A 16,722-nucleotide genomic window follows, 5' to 3' on the forward strand; every position below is an offset into this window, starting at 1 on the left:
AAATGCACGAGTGATAAATGTAAAGCTAAACAAGGCATTGGCCACGATAACCGATTACGAGTATGAAGGCTTCTTCGGTGTGACGCCGGCGGCTCAGGCAGCCATGGCCATGAAGGAATACATGATTAAGTATGGTTACGACTATGAGGACTTGGCAATATGGCCGATAAAGATGCATGAGAGGGGTAGCAAGAACCCACTTGCGTATATGAAGAAGCAGGCATCGCTTAAGGATGTACTTGAGTCGGAGGTCGTTGCCGACCCATTGAGACTTTACGACGTTGCACCGGCTGTGGATGGGTCGGCCGCTGTCGTGTTATGTAACAAGCCGTTAAAGAACGATGCAGTAATAAGGGTTGACGGTATTGGTGTTGGGGCATATGGAACATACATGGGACAGAGGGATTCATTGACTGAGCTATACTCGGTTAGGGATGCCACGAACATGGCGCTCAGGATGGCCCATGCAACGACTAATGATGTAAAGCTTGTGGAGGTTCATGATACATACAGCATACTCGGCATGCTAGCGCTGGAGTCCATGGGTCTCGTGAGACCTGGCGAAACGCCGAGGCTTCTCTCCACGGGCGCCTTAGACGCGGGTAATAAGTTAGTCGTTAATGCAGGTGGTGGGCTTAAGTCAATGGGATTTCCAGGTGGTGCCTCGGGTATGTATGAATTGGCGTTAATGGTTATGGAGCTAATGAATGTGAAGCCCTTTGAATCGCTGGGCAGGGCTGAGTTGGGTATTGTTCAAGACATGGCTGGCTTCGACTTAGTATCAACATCGATAGTCCTCAGGAGGGTGAGCTGACATGGTGGACCAGAGACTATCCATACCAAGGTACTGGAGAAGGATGCCTCAGTACTATAGGCTTGAGGGTGTTCAATGCGTTAAGTGTGGCAGGGTTTACTTCCCGCCAAGGGCTGTGTGTGAGTGCGGTTCCAGGGAGTTTAAGCCATACCCATTGCCGAGCACTGGCAAGCTTGTAAACTTCACGGTGCTCTACTCGGTGCCTGTCGAGTTTGAGAAGATGAAGCCTCTGATAATAGGCATAGTGGATCTTGACGGTGTTAAAGTTGTTGGTCAGATAGTGGATTGCATGAACCCTGAGAAACTAAGCCCCGGCATTGATGTTGAGGTTGTGTTTAGGATGGTTAAGATGGATGGCACATACGGCCTGATAAACTACGGCTATAAATTCAGACCAGTCAATAATTGCTAAATCTCCTAAGTATTAAAACCCTCGCATTAAATGCCCTCTTAATCCAATCACAATTACCTTTACCATTATTACTTACGCATAGTATGTACGACCTAGCAATGAACGCCAGATCAGCTAGAAAACCCGCTGTTACGTAGTCCTGAGCCTTCAATGCGCGGGTCATATTATCAACAATGAGTGAGTACGTAATGTCCGGCTTCGTAAGATCTCCATCAATGCCCACTAGATAATCCCCATCGATACGTAATTCACCTCTGGCTAACTTAACGTATTGATAATACGATACTGCGGCTGATATGGTATTACTTGGTTCGCCGCCATTGACAACATTTAAGTACGGCCTAGCGGTATCACCGCACTTCATAAGTTCGTTTATTACATCCTCCTTATTGCCACCAACCGCCAGGATCCATAGAAATTCCTCCATGGCCCTAATTATTCGAGAGCTACAATCATTCATCTCCGTTTGGCTCCCGTTCCTTTGCATACTCATCAAACCACTTCTTTAACTCATCAATCGAGGGTTCTATAAGTGTTAATCCCCTGCCGGGCTCTATCTCGTACTTTATGGCCTTCCTATAATGATTAGTGAGCCTAGCCTTCTTAATGATGAGCCACCTCTCAATCTCCTTCTTCTTCTCGGGCTGTTCAATCCACATGTGTATTATGGCGTCGGCGATGTGCTCGGCGCCAAAGCCGAAGGTCATGCCTGTGGTTGGTGCGAATTGGTTAGTCATAATCACAGTCACATTACTCCTATATAGCCTCTGCCTGAGCCTATACGTGATTAACCTGGCCATCGCTGGCGCATGGGCCACATTGGTGCCAGGGAGTCGATGATGACTAGGACATCCTTCGTCACCTTACCCTCCTCACCTACGCCGAGTACCTCGTAAGCCCTCTCGATACTAGCCATCACAACCTCCATACTCAATGGTGACCTAGCCTTGGATTTACCCTCCTCTTCCTCACCTGCCCTAAGCAACTCCCTGTACTCCCTAGCCAACCCAAAGAGGTCGATAACCACCAGGTTCGTCTTAACATCCTTGACCTTACCAGCCAATACATCGGCAAGGCTGACCGCATCGCTTAGGTCAATATGGAATTGCTTAGCTTGCCTAACAACATCGAAGAACCTGGTCTCCGTGCTCACGTAGACCACTGGCATGGCATCCACATTAGCCCCAGCCGCCTGTATCGTGAGTATTGACTTACCAACGCCGGGCTCGCCAGTAATGAGTAGCCAATTACCCCTCGGCACCCCACCAAGCATTGCGTAATCAAGCCAGTCAATACCAAGGCTAATCCTCCTCACTCCGCTGGACATTTTGCTTCAAGGAAAATAAAGTATGAATTTATTTAAAAGCCATTTTAAGGGAACTTTATGTGTATTATACCTTCAACTGCCTTATGTCTGGGAAGTCATCCTCAAAGTACTCATGCTCACCCCTAATGCCCTTATTCCTCTTCTCACGCTCAAGGCCCCTAAGCTCAACACGCCTAATCTTGCCACTAATGGTCTTGGGTAACTCAGGCACGAACTCAATGGCCCTAGCCTCTTATACGGCGCTATGTTAAGCCTAATGAACTTAAAGATGTCATAAGCCAAGTCCCTACTCGGTGTGTAGCCGGGCTTTAACACTATGTATGCCTTCGGTATGAAGCCCCTTATTGGGTCTGGGCTTGGGACCACGCAGCCTCAGCAACGGCCGGGTGCTTCAACAAGTCACTTTCCAGTTCAAACGGGCTAATCCTATAGTCACTTGACTTGAAGACGTCATCTGCACGACCAACGAAGTATAGGTAGCCTCCTCATCCATGAAGGCAACATCACCCGTGAAGTAAAGACCGAGCCTAAACACCTCCTTATTCTTATTCTCATCATCATAACCAACCATTAAGCCAATGGGCCTCGGGCTTGTCCTAACAGTTATGTGACCATCCTTATTAGTGCCCACGGGGTTCCCATCCTCATCGACAAGGACTACGTCATAGCCAGGGGCTGGCTTACCCATTGAGCCAGGCTTAATCCTCATACCTGGGAAGTTTCCAACCATGAGCGTGGTCTCTGTCTGTCCATAACCATCACGTATGTACTTACCCGTGGCTTTATAAACACGCTCAATTACCTCTGGATTTAGGGGCTCGCCGGCACTTACGAAGCTCTTAATCTTCTCTAGGTTATACTTTGTTAAGTCCTCGAGTATTATCATACGCCAAACAGTTGGCGGTGCACACAGCGTATCAACGCCGTAATTCTCGAGGACCTTTAAGTGGTTCGCCGCGCTGAACCTGCCGCTGTAGTCGTATACGACCGTGGTCGCGCCTGCATTAAATGCGGCGAAGAATGTTGACCAAGCCCACTTTGCCCAGCCGGGGCTTGAGATGTTCATGTGCCTATAGCCAGGTTTGGCGCCCACCCAGTACATGGTTGTTAAGTGGCCAATTGGGTAGCTTGAGTGGGTGTGCATGACCATCTTTGGCTTTGCCGTTGTTCCAGACGTGAAGTATATCAATAGTAACTCGTCAGTCCTAGTCCTAACTCCCTGGAAGTTCTCTGACTTACCACTTATTAATTCATAATAGTCGAGCCAGCTGGGGCTTGGCTTACCGAGGGTTATAAAGTACTTAACACCAAGCTTCTCAAGCCTATCCCTAATTTGATTGATTCTGCTGACGATCTCTGGATCGGCGATTATGGCCTTGAAGTGAGCCCTCGCGGCCCTATCCTCAATGTCCGCCGGTAACAGCAATGTAGTGGCCGGCGCTATCACCGCGCCCATCTTCATTAGCGCCAGGAATGTCTCAAAGAGCTCAGGCCTGTTATTGAGCATTACCATGACGACGTCCCCACGTCCAATACCCAAATCACTGAGTGCATGGGCTAGCCTATTAGACCTGGCCCTAAGCTCTGGATAACTGAAGACCCTAGAATCACCGGCCCTGTATAGCTCATCATTTATGTATACGAGGGCGGGATTGGTGGCGGTCTCGGCAAGATACTTATCAAAATAATCCACAGCCCAATTAAACTCACCAGGTGGCGGCCACCGAAAGTTCGCCTTAGCATCCTCATAGCTACCCGCATTTAGGAGCATACTTCTTTGCCTTAAGAACTCGTCAAAAGTTGAGCCACTCATATGCTCACTATTATACAGTAATCATATAGTTTTATAAGTTTTTCCTTAATGATATATTTTATTAATTATCATTTTACTTACATAAAAATAAGGTAATATTTAAAAATAAGCCAAATACGACTAATGTAGTATGGTCTCTATAGCACAAACAGCACTTAATACGTTGTTTTGGGAAGCCGCCGTAATGCTCCTTGTAATAGGCTTTGTTAATATGGGTGTGGGTAAGAACGAACCTCGGGACTTCGGTATTGTGCTTCTCTCAGGTGCTTTAATGGAGACTATAGCCATGGCTTTTGTGATTGTGGAGGGTGACATTTTTGGCGCTACCGTTGCTGCAGCCTTTGTATTGCTGTTATGGATGTTGGGTATAGGCCTAATCATGGGTAAGAACTTGATGGCTATGAATCACGCATTGTGGTTCACGGGATTATTCTTTGCATTGATAACAGTGGAACTCATTAGGATGGGTACCGTCATGCTCTCATTCGCCATAGGTCTGCTTCCAATAATAACGATATTACTATCCATAGTCCACTACCTTAATAAGCCATCAATAGGCAAGGTAGCCGGCGTAATTTCTATAATTGATGGCTTCGCCTTCTTCGTACTAGCCTTTGCAGGTGCAGCCGGCATAGTACTACCCTGATTTATTGTCCGGCTTCGTTCTTGTTAAAAACATTACCGTTCTATCTTTTATCTATGTATTATCTAATCCATGGGAATATTATGTAGATATTTCAGCTCGTCTCTTCCTAAATCACCTTATCATCCATATCATCGACCCATCATCACCGGAGTAAATTATTGCGCCTAGATTTTAAATCTAAATACCGATTATTGATGCTATTATTATGCCCGTTATTACGGCTATAAATCCAAGCGTTGATTTTAGGTTCAGCTTCTCTTTAAGCTTAACTATTGCCAGTACCTCGGTAATCACAGGCGATAATGCTGTTATTAGCGTTGGTACGGCGATTCCTGCATAATCCACGGACAATACGTAGAGGGGACCCCCAATGCCGTAGCTGATTAATCCGGCAAGGAAGACCTTACCACTGATTTTAACCTTGAAGCCCTCAACTGCAATCTTTAGTATTAATGCACCTATCATTAGGGCGATGCCCCTAATGAATATTATGCCCCAGGGACTTGTGTACTCATAGGCTTTATATAGGCTAGGAAGGAGAAGGCGTAGAGTATTGCCGAGAGAAGCGCCATGAAGTACCCGTAAAGGGTGCCTTTGCCGGAACCCATTATTAGGTAGAGGCCGATCATTATTAGTGCGGCGGGCCACGCGTATGTCAGGTATGATGGGCTAATCACGAGTAGTATTATTGGGAGTAGGACTACGTAGGCGTAGGAAATCACGTTTGCAATACCAACATCGGCATACCTTAACGAGATCAGGAATACGTAGGTGCCGAAGACAGGCCCGAGCACTGCGAAGAGGGTACCGTAAAGCCAGGCGCCGCCATTTAGTGATGGTTTAAGTAGTACGAATGGTACTGCTAACGTGAAGGCGCCCAGCGAGTTTGATATTAAGTCATCGAGCACGCTGTCCGTTGCGCCTACCCTGTAGAGTATTGGTGACACTGCCCAGGTAAATGACGCGGCTATGGCAAGTATAATACCGAGTACGTACATCAACATGGTACCTCCACAATGTAGTCTTAGATCTTCGGCATTAAAGTAATATCTTAGGTTGCTTAATTGAATGTTAGTTCGGGATAAAGCATTAAAGGACCCTATGAAATCAATGATTAATGAATAAAAGAGTTATTTTTCTAGTTATTGGGCTTGTATTATTAATAATCGGTATATTAATAATCACGTTATCACTAACTCAGCATCAAGTCACCATACGGATGCCGGTAAACGTATCATCACCGGCATACCTATTACTAAGTAATTGGAAAAACCTGAGCATATACATATCCACAGGCTATCCAATACCAAAACCAATACTAAATGGTGAATACTCAAGGCCACCATCAATCCTTCAGGTATTTTATGGAAAGTATGGGTTACTTAACGTCAACGTCACGATTATGGGCTTAGGAAATATCAGCGAGGCATATCTTGCGCTTAATAACACGGTCATTATAAAAGGTAGCAATGGCGAAGTATCAATATTCACACCGCCAAATTACACAGCGATAGCCATGATAGGCGAGTCCAATGAGTCATTGACGATTGAGGTTTTCATACCTGGGTCATACGTTTATGAGATAATTAATAATACTTATGTTATGGTTAAGTCACCATTTCCCCTCAGCATTTACTCGAATTGCGGGATCACAGTAAGGAGTGTGGGCTATTGGACGGTACTTAGTATCCATGGTAATTACACATACATAGTGCTCAATCTCGGCAGTGGATCGATTATTTCAATTAATGAATTAGCTAGTATCAATAATAATGAGGTTAGCAATTGGCTTGGATTAGCTAGAAAACCTAGGTTGAGCGGTGCATTGCTTACTGAGTATTACTTGAGTCTCCTCCTGTTGATGGATGATCAGAATCCAGTCACTGGGGGATTCGTCGCATCACCGGAGCCTTATACTTCTACACCTGGTTAGGGACTCATCATTCGCGGCAATGGCCTTCAGACCGCCGGTTATTATGGACCAGCAATGAAGTACTGGCTGTGGATGTGTAGTGTACAAAACTCAAGCGGCACCTGGTATACACGCTATGACTTCTGGAGTGGGGAGCCGGATACCTCATTTGGCATACCTGAGTATGATAGTGTTGGTCTATTCCAAATAGGTGTTTGGCAATTCTATGAGTACACCCACAATAAATCATTCCTACTGGCGGTGCTACCCTGCATTAACAAGTCCCTTAACTGGGAGTTGAAGAGTATTAGTGAGGATAATGGCTTGATACCCAAGGACTTAAGCATTTGGGAGAGCAACTACGCCTATAACTTCTGGACCAGGCAATTGATGACCTAGGCCTATACGCCTCAGCACAGATATACAGGGCATTGGGCCTCAACAACACGGAGATACTCAGGGCCGCCGATGAACTAAACGCCACGATACAGAGATACTTCTACACCGGCAAGTTCTACTCGCAGTCCATTACGAGCACCGTTGTTTACACGAGCAATGGCTCTCAAGTCACGTATGTACCAATAGAATACCTGACTCGTCAGTAATTCTACATAGCCATGGGGCTGGTGAACCCACGTAGCGCTGAGGCATTAAGCACTGTCGAAACCATAACACATGTATTAACGGTTAATGGAGGGTTAGCGAGGTTCCCCGGCGATGATTACCACTACGATTCAAGCCTTTACGACAGCACGGCGCCAGACCCACCCTGGTTAATAACCACGTTATTCCTGGCAATGTACTACGAGGACATTGGAAACTACACGGGCGTGCACAATATATTAGCATGGTGTGTTGAGCATTCGCAGCATGGCCTATTGCCCGAGGCCATTGACCCAAGGCTTGGATATCCATTACAGACGACGTCTCCATTAACCTGGTCGGCCGCTATGTATGTAATTACGGCAGTTAATTATATCCCGTCACAAAAACCCGTGGTTATAATACTAATACTTACTATGATCATCATCATTTTATTGGCAATGGTTATGTCCATAGTTTATGGAAGAAGAGGGTCTAAACGAGCCTAATGGTTTCCCCATTATTCATGAATATTGTTGGTATCTTCAGCTGGAGCTCCAGGGTTAGGGCTAGGTTCATTATCTTGCTTGGCTCGCCGTGGACAAGCATTATCTTATGAGGCTTCGGCTCCATGTTCCTAGCGTAATTAATCAATTGCCTCCTATCACTATGCCCCGAGAAGCCTGGTATTGACTCAACCTTCATCTTAATATCAAGCGTCACTCTGTCTGAGTAGTACCTAACGGTTAATTTCCTCTCGCCCTGTTGGATCCTCCTGCCAATCGTGTTCTCCGCCTGATACGAGACAAACAATAACATGTTCTTCTCATCCTCGGCAGCGTGCACGAAGTAGTCCATTATCGGCCCTCCATTGAGCATGCCGTGCGGGGCCAGTATGACTGCTGGTGGTCCCTGGAGTATCTCCATGACCTGCTCCTTACGCTTCTCAGGGTCCCTGGCCCTCTCGATTGGCTTAACGTACTCACTCAGGAATGGGTTTATGCCGTCGTATATCATCTCCCTGAGGGTCCTATTCAAGTAATCGGGGAACATTAGGTGTACGTTTAGTGTCTCCAGCACCATCCCATCGACATAGATCGGGATCTTTGGCAACTGCTTATTGTTAATGGCTTCATTAAGCACCAGGAGTATTTCCTGGGCCCTACCCGTACTGAACACAGGTATCAAAACCTTACCCTCATGCTCAACGGTGTGCTTAACCAACTCAACAAGCCTCTGCTCACTTTCCTGCCTTGGCGGTTGAACATCATCCTTACCACCGTAGGTACTCTCCATAATCAGCAACTCAGCCCTCTTGAACTTGTTATGGGCTGGGTTCAGGAGTCTCGTTGGTCCGTATTTCATGTCGCCCGTGTAGATGATGTTGTAAAGGCCATTACCAATGTGTAGGTGCACCACGCTGAGCCAACCTCATGACCCGCGTCAAAGAGCATTAACTTCGTGTCTGGAGATATGTCCGTCGGATGATCAGCGTAGTTAAGGGTTATCGTGTGATAGAGGCTTGGGCGAGGTCCTGCCTACTATACGGTGGAACCCTACCCTCTGACTCCGCCTGCTCGATATAGTCAGTGAGTAGCACCTCCATTAGGTACTTAGTGGGTTCCGTCATGTAGACCGGGCCCTTATAGCCATACTTGAATAGGTATGGTACATAGCCGATGTGGTCCATGTGTGCGTGGGTTATGACAACGGCGTCTAGCGTGTCCAGGTCGAGCTCATCAAGTAATGGCGCCTCATCTCCCGAGCTTGATGGCTTAACGCCGCAGTCCAGGAGTATTGAGCTTTCCTTCGTCCTGACGAGTATGGCGCTCCTACCAACCTCCATCTGAGCGCCTAGGCCGGTAACGGTTATCCTGGCATCCCTGTAAATGGGCTCCCTATGAATCCTCATGCCGAGCCTCCTAAGGAACTCGAGCCTATCCTTTGCCGTGGCCAATTGTATTTGCTTAACGGCATCTATGTCCGACCTGGGTAGCCCAGCGCCCATTTCTAGGGCCGTGGGTATTATCCAGGGCTTCCAACCAGTCTCAGCCAGTATCTCCTTCTCCAACTTACTCCTCTCCCTAACGGGCTTCTTCAGGTAGACGTAGACCTCACCGGTCGGTTCATCAACCACAATATCATCGATTATGTTCGAGCCCACGCTCTTAGTTACCATGTCGGTGATGGTCCTCTTCAACTTATCAACCTCCCTAATCCTAACCTTCGGATCACCCCTAATGATTATGTACTTCTTCAACTCCTTAGCCAGGGTCTTTATGTACTCGCTGTGTTCCATCACGTACCTTGGGTTCATCACGTAAATAATTACGTTGGGCCCCTCAAAATCCACCTTAGAAAACTTGGCTTCGGGCGGTAGAATCTCCATAATCTTCTTCTCCATCTCCTCCTTTAAGGATGCCATACTCAAAACCTCAAGAACTGGGGAACGAGTACCGCAGGCACTTAAAAAAATTATCTCTAAAGAAGCATGGGAAATAACAAGCAATGTGTTTCGGAAATCCGATAACGAAAACCTAATAAGACAGCAGGCAAAGCCTAAGGACATGCCGAGGGAGGAATACACAAGGTATAGGGCAAGCGACGGTAGCGAATTAACAGCCTTCCAGGTAACGCCGGACACGACGTATAGGTCAGCCGTGATTGTGATACACGAAATATTTGGCATCACGGAATTCATAAGGAATGTAACCAGGAGGTTGGCAGGCCTTGGTTACCTAGCCATTGCGCCAAACCTATACTCTAGGAGGGCTGACGTATTTACTGAGCAGAACATAGCAGGCGTAATGAGGAGGTTTTGGTCTCTACCGCAGGAGAGGAGGGCTGATCCAAAGGCGATCAGTGAGTTAATGAGCTCATTATCGCCGACGGAGAGGGAGATAGTGCAGGAGCTGGTCATTAATAGGGAGGCCACTGAGGAGAGGATGGTCAGAGACATAGTGGACACGTACAACTACGTAAAGAGTACGTACAGTGCAGAGAGGGTGGGCATAATAGGCTTTTGCATGGGCGGCGGCCTGGCCTTTGAGGCATCCACTAGGGTGCCCTTTGACGCGTCGGTGATTTACTACGGTAGGAACCCGAAGAATATAAACGACATAGCCAAGATCAAGGGGGCAATACTGGCTATTTACGCCAGCGAGGACCCAGCCATAAACCAGGGAATACCAGACCTAATAAGGGCTGTACTAACCTACAAACCGAGGTTTGAGATGGCCTTCTACCCAGGCACGTATCATGCCTTCGCCACCGAGGGTGGGCCTGTATATAATGAGACAGCCGCGAAGGACGCCTGGGAGAGGACGGTTAACTTCTTCAGGAAGTACCTGGGTTGATGGGCATGGGTGATGAAAAGGAACAAAGGTGGACTGGGAACACCATCACTGACTGCTTCTTAACATGGGTGGAAATACTGGAGCGAAGGGAAAGGGAGGGCCGGACCGAGAATAAAGGCGATGATAATTAATTGTAACCCCCACTCACTTACCGAATTCCCACTAGGTCCTGTGCAGCGGTTTGACAGCCAAGCCTAGCCATGGCGTCATCAATACTTTGCGATCTCCCATCATTACCACTACCCATAGCCTCCTTTAATATCTCGGAAAGTCTCACGTACTACTGCCCTAACCCAGTCATGTCTCATCACTTCACCCTGCCATACACGTACGGCACTTAATCAGCGACCAACTTCACATAACCATCGCAAGCCCTCACCATCATCTTCACACCATCAATAAACACGGAAGACCTACCCTTCGGCCTATAGCCCATGCCGGCCAAATCAATCAACAGCCTAAGCTTAACCGCATCACTCAATCGAGCCAAATCCCCAATGACAACCCCAAACACAGGATCACCCAACCACTCCCCAGCCAGCTTAGCGGCCCTCGAAGACCTAACCCTAACACCCCACTCCACCCATACCCACCACCCCTAAAACCCAACCTCTCAATATCGGCACTCACGGCCCATACTTACCACCCATGAACAACCTAATCCCCCTCACATCATACTCATCCTGAATATCACCATCACCAAACACAGCAAACAACAAAACCACGCTCAACATCAACCGCACTTCCACCTTTAAATTTACAATCAATGGATGTTAAAAACCATGTAATGGTTATATCCTTTTATTTATATTAATGCTCTTCACGTACATATTATTCTTGCCTAGAAATACCAATGGCCAAATAATACCCTGCCAAAGGTGAGTCGTGCCTATTTCAGGATATCCATCCCTATCAACATTACCATCCGTCAACAACCCATATTGCATGGCTCTTAATACATTATTGTCAAACAGCCTTGGCGATATGCGTGAATACCCCTGATATTAGTAAGCATTAAGCATTAAGAAAATATGTTATTGCTTAAGGAATAAAGCATTACTTATCCATAAGGCGAACCATCAGTAAAAGCTTAAAAAAACTACATTAAGTTTATGAAGAGCGGGGCCGTAGTCTAGCCTGGCTAGGATGCTCGGCTTGGATGTCCACCACCGGGACATTGTTTAGAACCGGTGGTGGCGGGGTATGCCCGAGTGATCCCGGGTTCAAATCCCGGCGGCCCCACCACGGAGTCCTTGTTCTTTGGTTATATGGCGAGTAGTGCCTCGGTTTTCTTTAGTTGTTTTGTTGTTGGGTCTACCTCTAGTCTTAGGCCTTCTAGTGAGTATGCGCCTAGTACCTCTGCGTCGTTTTCCTAGGCGAAGACTACGATTGTTGTTGCCCTCTTGCCCATGCACTCGATGATTGCCTCGCCAAGGTCCCTCTCGATTATCCTGCCCTCGATCGTCCTGAACCTCCACCTTCTCATCGGCTCTATTCCCAACTCCCTGAGTCTCGAGGCCTTAATCCATGTGTATGTGCTGCCCGTGTCGACGAGTAAATCAAGCTCTAGGCACCTGCTCGAGTCCCTTGGGTTGCAGAGCCTGACCCTGGCCGTTATGTCGCCCATTAATGATTATGTTGCTAGGGAAGTTAATAGGACTTGCTATCCTTGGGTCTCAAGCCAAAGAGCACTTCTACTCCCAGAAGTTACTTCCGCCCCCGGAAGTTTATAAGAGTATTTCATTACTTGGTTCATGACAAGGCCTTAAGTTATTGCGATGTATTACTCAGTAGTTTGTTTAGTTCCTTGTCCCTTAGGTACATCCTCCTGTATAGTGCTATTGGGTAGTCTGCGTGGATTAACTTGTCGTGGGTAATATCATTGGGTTGCGTGAGTACTACCCTGCGGTCTTGATGGAGTACGTAGGTGTTGAAGGGCATTAGTAGCTTGGTTATTGCCCTATCTATTGCCTTAATGCCGGTCACCCTCATGTAAAGCCTTATGTAAATCCTTGTGCTACCCGAGTCAATGGGTGCGAAGAAGGCTATAATCCTCATGTTCCTGGATATGTAGTTCTCCCAAACGTTTGGGTAAATGAACCAGAGGTAATTCCTCAACCTACCAGCGTCTATTTCATTGCTTCTCAGTGGCCTTTGACCTCTGTCTACTTCATTAAATGGGTATATGATGAAGGAGTAGTCGTCGAGAACCTTGACCAGTGGACCATGAACCAGGGTCTTACCACCCCTACCAATGGTGTTATAATGAACAAAGGGCAGGTGGAACACATCCAATTGATTCTCAACGGCCCTCGGCAGGGACACACCCCACACCTCACTGTACTCTGAGTACGCGCTTAACCCATCCAGGTCATCGAAGAACCTCGGTGGTTTACTCGGATCGCCACTGCCGTACCAGAGCCAGACAATGTCGTGGGCCTCGTATACCGGGATGGAAATAGCCCTTAGGTACTTCGGTGCTTCAGATGCCCTGCCTAGGGCAGGTACCTTAACAGCCTTTCCCAAGCCGTCGAATTCGAAGCCGTGGTACGGGCATCGAATATTGCCATTAACTACCTTACCCAGCGAGAGTTTGGCATGCCTGTGTGGGCAGTCATCGAGCAATGTATTCACTCTTCCGACTTGTCCCGCCAGAATACCAGGTTCATGTTCAGTCTCTTAACGCCAAGGGCCTCATCCCTTTTCACCTCACTTGATGAAAGTACTGCAATCCACATAATGTATGCAAACATCTATTTTGGGATTCAGTTAATAAGTTTAATGATGTGGTGCGAGATATACGTGCGTATAAGTAGTATTGCCTTATCCAGACTAAGGCTTAATAGGGAGCGTGGTAGTGGCGCCAGTGTTATGAGTAGACCAATTAACGAGTTAATATCCCTCAGGGGAAGGAGGGCCCTTATCACCGGCGCCGCCTCTGGGATAGGCAGGGCAATGGCCCTCAGGTTTGCCGAGGCAGGGGCGTCCCTATACCTCGTTGACATCAATGAGGCTGGGCTTAATGAGACGACTAATGAAGTTAGGAGTAGATTCAGCGTTGACGTTAGTGCTTACCGCGTCGACCTATCCAGGAAGAGGGAGATAGATGCCCTGTGGGACTCCATTAAGGGTAAGGAGCCCGACATACTTGTTAATAACGCGGGTATTTACGAGTTCATGGATTTCCTGGAGGTTGATGAGGAGACCCTGGAGAGGACGCTTGCCGTGAACCTAAAGTCGGTCTTCTACATGTGCCAGCACATGATTAGGGGCAGGGGTAATAGGGGCGGCGTAATAATAAACATTGGGTCCATAGAGTCAATACTACCCTTCGCAAGGAACCTGGTGCACTACGACATGAGTAAGATGGGTATCATAGCCCTAACCAGGGCCCTCGCCAAGGAATACGGGCCAATGGGCTTCAGGATAAATGTAATAATCGCCGGTGGAATAAACACACCAGGGGTCCAGAGACTGAGGCAGGAGGCCATACTGAAGTTGAGGATTGACGTAATAAGGACCGGTATTGAGTACTTCATGAGAATACCACTAAAGAGGCTTGGTGACCCAGACGAGGTTGCCAGGGTAGCGCTATTCCTTGCCTCAGACATGGCAAGTTATGTACATGGAGCGGCAATACCGGTAGACGGCGGCTTCCTCTCTGCGTAACTAAACATAACCAAACTCCGACAATCTATTTACAAGCCAAGCCCACATTCCTCGACCCCTCTCAGAAACCACTGCGTAGTAGAAGAAGACTGTTGATGCCGCGAGTATTAATGCCGTAAATGCATCACCTATTAAACCTAATATGGATAATCTTGGGTAGTAAATAGTCACCAAGGCTAAGGAGTAGGGCGTCATGTATATTGCCAACGTAATAAATAGCACCAAAAATATTAGGTAGATTCTTAGTGAGTGCGTTACTGGCCTCTGCACCAGCTGGAGTTCCCTCCTCTGCGGTACGCCTACGTACGCTGCTGCTAACCAACTGAGTGAGGGTGCTGACATTATTATGGGTATTAACGCTATCGCTAGGTATATAGCCGGCCTAAAGTAGATGCCCTGTATTGAATAGGCGGCGATCCAGGGCAGTAGGGCTACTGTCATTATCAATGTTCGTGCCAACATCCTATACCTGAAGTAACGGGTTGGCTCTATGGATAGGTTCAACCAAAGCCTTTCATTACTAATCGTCGACGACGCAAATATGTAGAGATAGAAATATACCATGTAGAAGGAGAAGGCTGAAAGAAAAACCTGGGAGATAGTGCCTCGAATAAGTAGGGCCAACACCGTGTAAACAATGGCTAATGAAGTTGATGCTATCGCCAATCCTCTAAAGACGTTGTATCTAGCGCCACTACGTAAATTTCTATTATGCGTCGACGTTGCCCAAATAACGCCCCAGACAGTCCTCGGAAACTCAATAGAGCCAGCAACACCGGCACCGCCCATTGAGCGCGGCATTGGCGTTCGCACGCTCAATATTTCGTAGGCATTTACGGCCAATCCCCTAATGTTATTCTTCGGTATAGTGAGTATGGCAAGGACTAAGAGAGCCAGGGAGTAAGCTATGTAAATGGGCTTGGGCTCTATGAGCCGTACAATGGCGATATCTCAGGTTTGAGGAAGCCTAGGCATATGACTGTGAGTATTGGGGCTGACAACAACAACTTACTTCTCCATGAGCCCATTCGAACATTACTCGTAAATAACACAAAGAACCCAGAAAGTATCAATGCATTCAGCAAGCAGTAAATGATGGTAGGGTTAAGCCTTACCGTAAATACCGTGAATGCGATGAGGAAGATAGGATACAATAGGCCGGCGGCAATGGCATTAGCTATGTAGTACTCCACGGGGTCTATCTGCGTTGTGAAGACGAAGTCAATCACCGATTTCGTAATTGAGTAGTACCTTAATGGCACATAGGAAGTTAGGATCATTACTATGATTAAGAAGCTTAAGTAGTCCAGTATTATCTTAGGATTACCAGTAATGACGATCGAGAATGAACCGATAATGGCAATAAACAATGAGGGTAAGATAGAGTACCATCTCCTATACATCTGCTTAATCTCAAAATACGCTATTTTCAACACCCTCATCTCATCAACCTCGCCACAACCTCCTCAATACGCTCACCGGCGCTTGCCGCGATTTCCTTAAGCTCGCTCATTGTGCCCTGCCAAACAATGACGCCCTTATTAATCACGATGACCCTACTCGTCAGTCTCTCGGCAATTGACATTATATGTGTCGACACAAGCAATGTGGAACCAGAAGCATTTAATTCCCTGAATAGCTTAATCACAGCCTCCTGGGTCGGTATGTCCAGGTAATTAAGCGGTTCATCAAGTAGTAACACCCTGGGCCTATGCATGATTGTGAGGGCAATCGCAAGTCTCTGCCTATTACCCCTGGATAGAGATCCAGCTAACTTATCGGCCAAGTCCTCAAGGCCAAGCAGTTTTAATGGTTTCGTCAACCACGGAGTCACTCAACCCCCTAAGCACAGCCATGTATTCCAGGTTCTCCCTAACCGTGAGGTTTAGGAAGGGCACTGCATCCTCGGGCAAGTAACCAAGACACGCCTTAGCCTCCCTAGGCTGCCTCTGAACATCAAAACCACAGACATAGGCACTTCCCGAGTCCGGGCCTAAGCAACCCAGCCAGTATCCTGAGGGTTGTTGACTTACCAGCACCGTTAGGGCCAAGCAGGGCTACGGATTCACCGCACTTCACCTCAAAACTAACACCATTCAAAGCAGCGATGCTGCCAAACCTCTTAACAAGCCCATTTACGGTAATGCACATGTATTTTCATCGCCACGGCAACACTAATAAACTTTACGCA

The 16,722-nt window shown here is 47.3% G+C and carries 24 protein-coding genes, 1 tRNA gene and 3 pseudogenes; 10 read left to right on the plus strand and 18 right to left on the minus strand.

Going from position 1 to position 16,722, the window contains the following annotated elements; genetic code table 11:
• The first annotated feature begins 10 nt into the window (after positions 1 to 10).
• Both JCM16159_RS02235 and JCM16159_RS02240 read left to right on the plus strand, forming a co-directional pair.
• A complete protein-coding gene (locus JCM16159_RS02235; protein WP_243665608.1) occupies positions 11 to 814 on the plus strand; it encodes a thiolase family protein in 804 nt (267 codons plus the stop codon).
• A gap of 1 nt (position 815) precedes the next feature.
• Positions 816 to 1,226: a Zn-ribbon domain-containing OB-fold protein gene (locus JCM16159_RS02240; RefSeq protein ID WP_054856817.1), complete on the plus strand. Its 411-nt coding sequence runs from the start codon at positions 816 to 818 to the stop codon at positions 1,224 to 1,226.
• Here the strand turns inward: JCM16159_RS02240 and JCM16159_RS02245 are convergent.
• The 6 genes and pseudogenes from JCM16159_RS02245 to JCM16159_RS02255 form a co-directional block, all read right to left on the minus strand.
• Positions 1,213 to 1,719: a hypothetical protein gene (locus tag JCM16159_RS02245; RefSeq protein WP_243665609.1), complete on the minus strand. Its 507-nt coding sequence runs from the start codon at positions 1,717 to 1,719 to the stop codon at positions 1,213 to 1,215. The genes JCM16159_RS02240 and JCM16159_RS02245 overlap by 14 nt on opposite strands.
• Positions 1,679 to 2,044, minus strand: a complete 366-nt coding sequence (locus JCM16159_RS13690; RefSeq protein ID WP_243665610.1) for an ATPase domain-containing protein — start codon at positions 2,042 to 2,044, stop codon at positions 1,679 to 1,681. Before JCM16159_RS13690 ends, JCM16159_RS02245 begins: the two co-directional genes overlap by 41 nt.
• On the minus strand, positions 2,014 to 2,541 hold the full coding sequence (locus JCM16159_RS13695; protein ID WP_243665611.1) for an RAD55 family ATPase: 528 nt from the start codon (positions 2,539 to 2,541) through the stop codon (positions 2,014 to 2,016). Before JCM16159_RS13695 ends, JCM16159_RS13690 begins: the two co-directional genes overlap by 31 nt.
• A 76-nt stretch (positions 2,542 to 2,617) precedes the next feature.
• Positions 2,618 to 2,764 (minus strand): hypothetical protein, encoded by a 147-nt coding sequence (locus tag JCM16159_RS13700; protein WP_243665612.1) that lies wholly within the window; start codon positions 2,762 to 2,764, stop codon positions 2,618 to 2,620.
• A gap of 74 nt (positions 2,765 to 2,838) precedes the next feature.
• Positions 2,839 to 2,919, minus strand: a pseudogene (locus JCM16159_RS18290) (hypothetical protein); the annotation flags it as partial.
• A 25-nt stretch (positions 2,920 to 2,944) separates the two neighbouring features.
• Positions 2,945 to 4,366 (minus strand): acyl-CoA synthetase, encoded by a 1,422-nt coding sequence (locus JCM16159_RS02255; RefSeq protein ID WP_243665613.1) that lies wholly within the window; start codon positions 4,364 to 4,366, stop codon positions 2,945 to 2,947.
• A gap of 130 nt (positions 4,367 to 4,496) precedes the next feature.
• On the opposite strand from JCM16159_RS02255, the gene JCM16159_RS02260 reads away from it, so the two are divergent.
• Positions 4,497 to 5,012, plus strand: coding sequence for a hypothetical protein (locus JCM16159_RS02260; RefSeq protein ID WP_243665614.1), 516 nt, complete (start codon positions 4,497 to 4,499; stop codon positions 5,010 to 5,012).
• Between the two features lie 177 nt (positions 5,013 to 5,189).
• Here JCM16159_RS02260 and JCM16159_RS13705 read toward each other — a convergent pair whose 3' ends face one another.
• Both JCM16159_RS13705 and JCM16159_RS13710 read right to left on the minus strand, forming a co-directional pair.
• On the minus strand, positions 5,190 to 5,477 hold the full coding sequence (locus JCM16159_RS13705; RefSeq protein WP_243665615.1) for an EamA family transporter: 288 nt from the start codon (positions 5,475 to 5,477) through the stop codon (positions 5,190 to 5,192).
• 23 nt (positions 5,478 to 5,500) lie between these two features.
• Positions 5,501 to 6,016, minus strand: coding sequence for an EamA family transporter (locus JCM16159_RS13710; protein WP_243665616.1), 516 nt, complete (start codon positions 6,014 to 6,016; stop codon positions 5,501 to 5,503).
• A 113-nt stretch (positions 6,017 to 6,129) separates the two neighbouring features.
• On the opposite strand from JCM16159_RS13710, the gene JCM16159_RS13715 reads away from it, so the two are divergent.
• The 4 genes from JCM16159_RS13715 to JCM16159_RS13730 are packed head-to-tail and all read left to right on the plus strand — an operon-like array spanning position 6,130 to position 8,015.
• Positions 6,130 to 6,945, plus strand: a complete 816-nt coding sequence (locus tag JCM16159_RS13715) for a hypothetical protein (protein WP_243665617.1) — start codon at positions 6,130 to 6,132, stop codon at positions 6,943 to 6,945.
• 54 nt (positions 6,946 to 6,999) lie between these two features.
• The gene (locus JCM16159_RS13720) at positions 7,000 to 7,323 is read left to right on the plus strand and encodes a hypothetical protein (protein ID WP_243665618.1); all 324 of its coding nucleotides are present in this window, start codon (positions 7,000 to 7,002) and stop codon (positions 7,321 to 7,323) included.
• 32 nt (positions 7,324 to 7,355) lie between these two features.
• Positions 7,356 to 7,529 carry a hypothetical protein gene (locus JCM16159_RS13725; RefSeq protein WP_243665619.1) on the plus strand — a complete coding sequence of 58 codons (174 nt, stop codon included), beginning with the start codon at positions 7,356 to 7,358 and terminating at the stop codon, positions 7,527 to 7,529.
• 12 nt (positions 7,530 to 7,541) lie between these two features.
• Positions 7,542 to 8,015, plus strand: a complete 474-nt coding sequence (locus JCM16159_RS13730; protein ID WP_243665620.1) for a hypothetical protein — start codon at positions 7,542 to 7,544, stop codon at positions 8,013 to 8,015.
• On the opposite strand, the pseudogene JCM16159_RS02275 reads toward JCM16159_RS13730, so the two are convergent.
• Positions 8,002 to 9,931 (minus strand): annotated as a pseudogene (locus tag JCM16159_RS02275) (beta-CASP ribonuclease aCPSF1). The gene JCM16159_RS13730 and the pseudogene JCM16159_RS02275 overlap by 14 nt on opposite strands.
• A gap of 85 nt (positions 9,932 to 10,016) precedes the next feature.
• Between JCM16159_RS02275 and JCM16159_RS02280 the strand changes: the two are divergent.
• Positions 10,017 to 10,862 carry a dienelactone hydrolase family protein gene (locus JCM16159_RS02280; RefSeq protein ID WP_243665621.1) on the plus strand — a complete coding sequence of 282 codons (846 nt, stop codon included), beginning with the start codon at positions 10,017 to 10,019 and terminating at the stop codon, positions 10,860 to 10,862.
• 148 nt (positions 10,863 to 11,010) lie between these two features.
• On the opposite strand, the gene JCM16159_RS18295 is transcribed toward JCM16159_RS02280, so the two are convergent.
• From JCM16159_RS18295 to JCM16159_RS13735, 3 genes are all read right to left on the minus strand, one after another.
• Positions 11,011 to 11,139, minus strand: a complete 129-nt coding sequence (locus JCM16159_RS18295; protein WP_367834213.1) for a hypothetical protein — start codon at positions 11,137 to 11,139, stop codon at positions 11,011 to 11,013.
• Between the two features lie 60 nt (positions 11,140 to 11,199).
• Positions 11,200 to 11,445 carry a hypothetical protein gene (locus tag JCM16159_RS02285; RefSeq protein ID WP_054856821.1) on the minus strand — a complete coding sequence of 82 codons (246 nt, stop codon included), beginning with the start codon at positions 11,443 to 11,445 and terminating at the stop codon, positions 11,200 to 11,202.
• Between the two features lie 208 nt (positions 11,446 to 11,653).
• Positions 11,654 to 11,809: a hypothetical protein gene (locus JCM16159_RS13735; RefSeq protein WP_243665622.1), complete on the minus strand. Its 156-nt coding sequence runs from the start codon at positions 11,807 to 11,809 to the stop codon at positions 11,654 to 11,656.
• A 174-nt stretch (positions 11,810 to 11,983) separates the two neighbouring features.
• On the opposite strand from JCM16159_RS13735, the gene JCM16159_RS02290 reads away from it, so the two are divergent.
• Positions 11,984 to 12,107: transfer RNA gene (locus JCM16159_RS02290), tRNA-Pro, on the plus strand.
• Between the two features lie 127 nt (positions 12,108 to 12,234).
• Here JCM16159_RS02290 and JCM16159_RS02295 read toward each other — a convergent pair.
• The 3 genes from JCM16159_RS02295 to JCM16159_RS18300 form a co-directional block, all read right to left on the minus strand.
• A complete protein-coding gene (locus tag JCM16159_RS02295) occupies positions 12,235 to 12,489 on the minus strand; it encodes a retropepsin-like domain-containing protein (protein WP_243665623.1) in 255 nt (84 codons plus the stop codon).
• Positions 12,490 to 12,632: 143 nt separating this feature from the next.
• Positions 12,633 to 13,496 (minus strand): aromatic ring-hydroxylating dioxygenase subunit alpha, encoded by an 864-nt coding sequence (locus JCM16159_RS02300; RefSeq protein ID WP_243665624.1) that lies wholly within the window; start codon positions 13,494 to 13,496, stop codon positions 12,633 to 12,635.
• Positions 13,493 to 13,615, minus strand: a complete 123-nt coding sequence (locus JCM16159_RS18300; protein WP_367834214.1) for a hypothetical protein — start codon at positions 13,613 to 13,615, stop codon at positions 13,493 to 13,495. Before JCM16159_RS18300 ends, JCM16159_RS02300 begins: the two co-directional genes overlap by 4 nt.
• 118 nt (positions 13,616 to 13,733) lie before the next feature.
• Here JCM16159_RS18300 and JCM16159_RS02305 point away from each other — a divergent pair, with 118 nt between their 5' ends.
• Entirely contained in the window at positions 13,734 to 14,531 is a 798-nt protein-coding gene (locus JCM16159_RS02305) for an SDR family NAD(P)-dependent oxidoreductase (RefSeq protein WP_054856902.1), read from the plus strand.
• On the opposite strand, the gene JCM16159_RS02310 is transcribed toward JCM16159_RS02305, so the two are convergent.
• The 3 genes and pseudogenes from JCM16159_RS02310 to JCM16159_RS18305 all read right to left on the minus strand — a co-directional run bounded on the left by JCM16159_RS02310 (position 14,532) and on the right by JCM16159_RS18305 (position 16,682).
• Positions 14,532 to 15,332 (minus strand): hypothetical protein, encoded by an 801-nt coding sequence (locus tag JCM16159_RS02310; RefSeq protein WP_243665625.1) that lies wholly within the window; start codon positions 15,330 to 15,332, stop codon positions 14,532 to 14,534.
• Between the two features lie 125 nt (positions 15,333 to 15,457).
• Positions 15,458 to 15,973, minus strand: a complete 516-nt coding sequence (locus JCM16159_RS02315; RefSeq protein WP_054856823.1) for a hypothetical protein — start codon at positions 15,971 to 15,973, stop codon at positions 15,458 to 15,460.
• Positions 15,970 to 16,682, minus strand: a pseudogene (locus tag JCM16159_RS18305) (ABC transporter ATP-binding protein). The gene JCM16159_RS02315 and the pseudogene JCM16159_RS18305 overlap by 4 nt, the downstream one beginning before the upstream one ends.
• Positions 16,683 to 16,722: the final 40 nt, after the last annotated feature.

It is taken from the genome of Vulcanisaeta sp. JCM 16159 (genome assembly GCF_001316265.1).
Classification (GTDB): domain Archaea; phylum Thermoproteota; class Thermoprotei; order Thermoproteales; family Thermocladiaceae; genus Vulcanisaeta.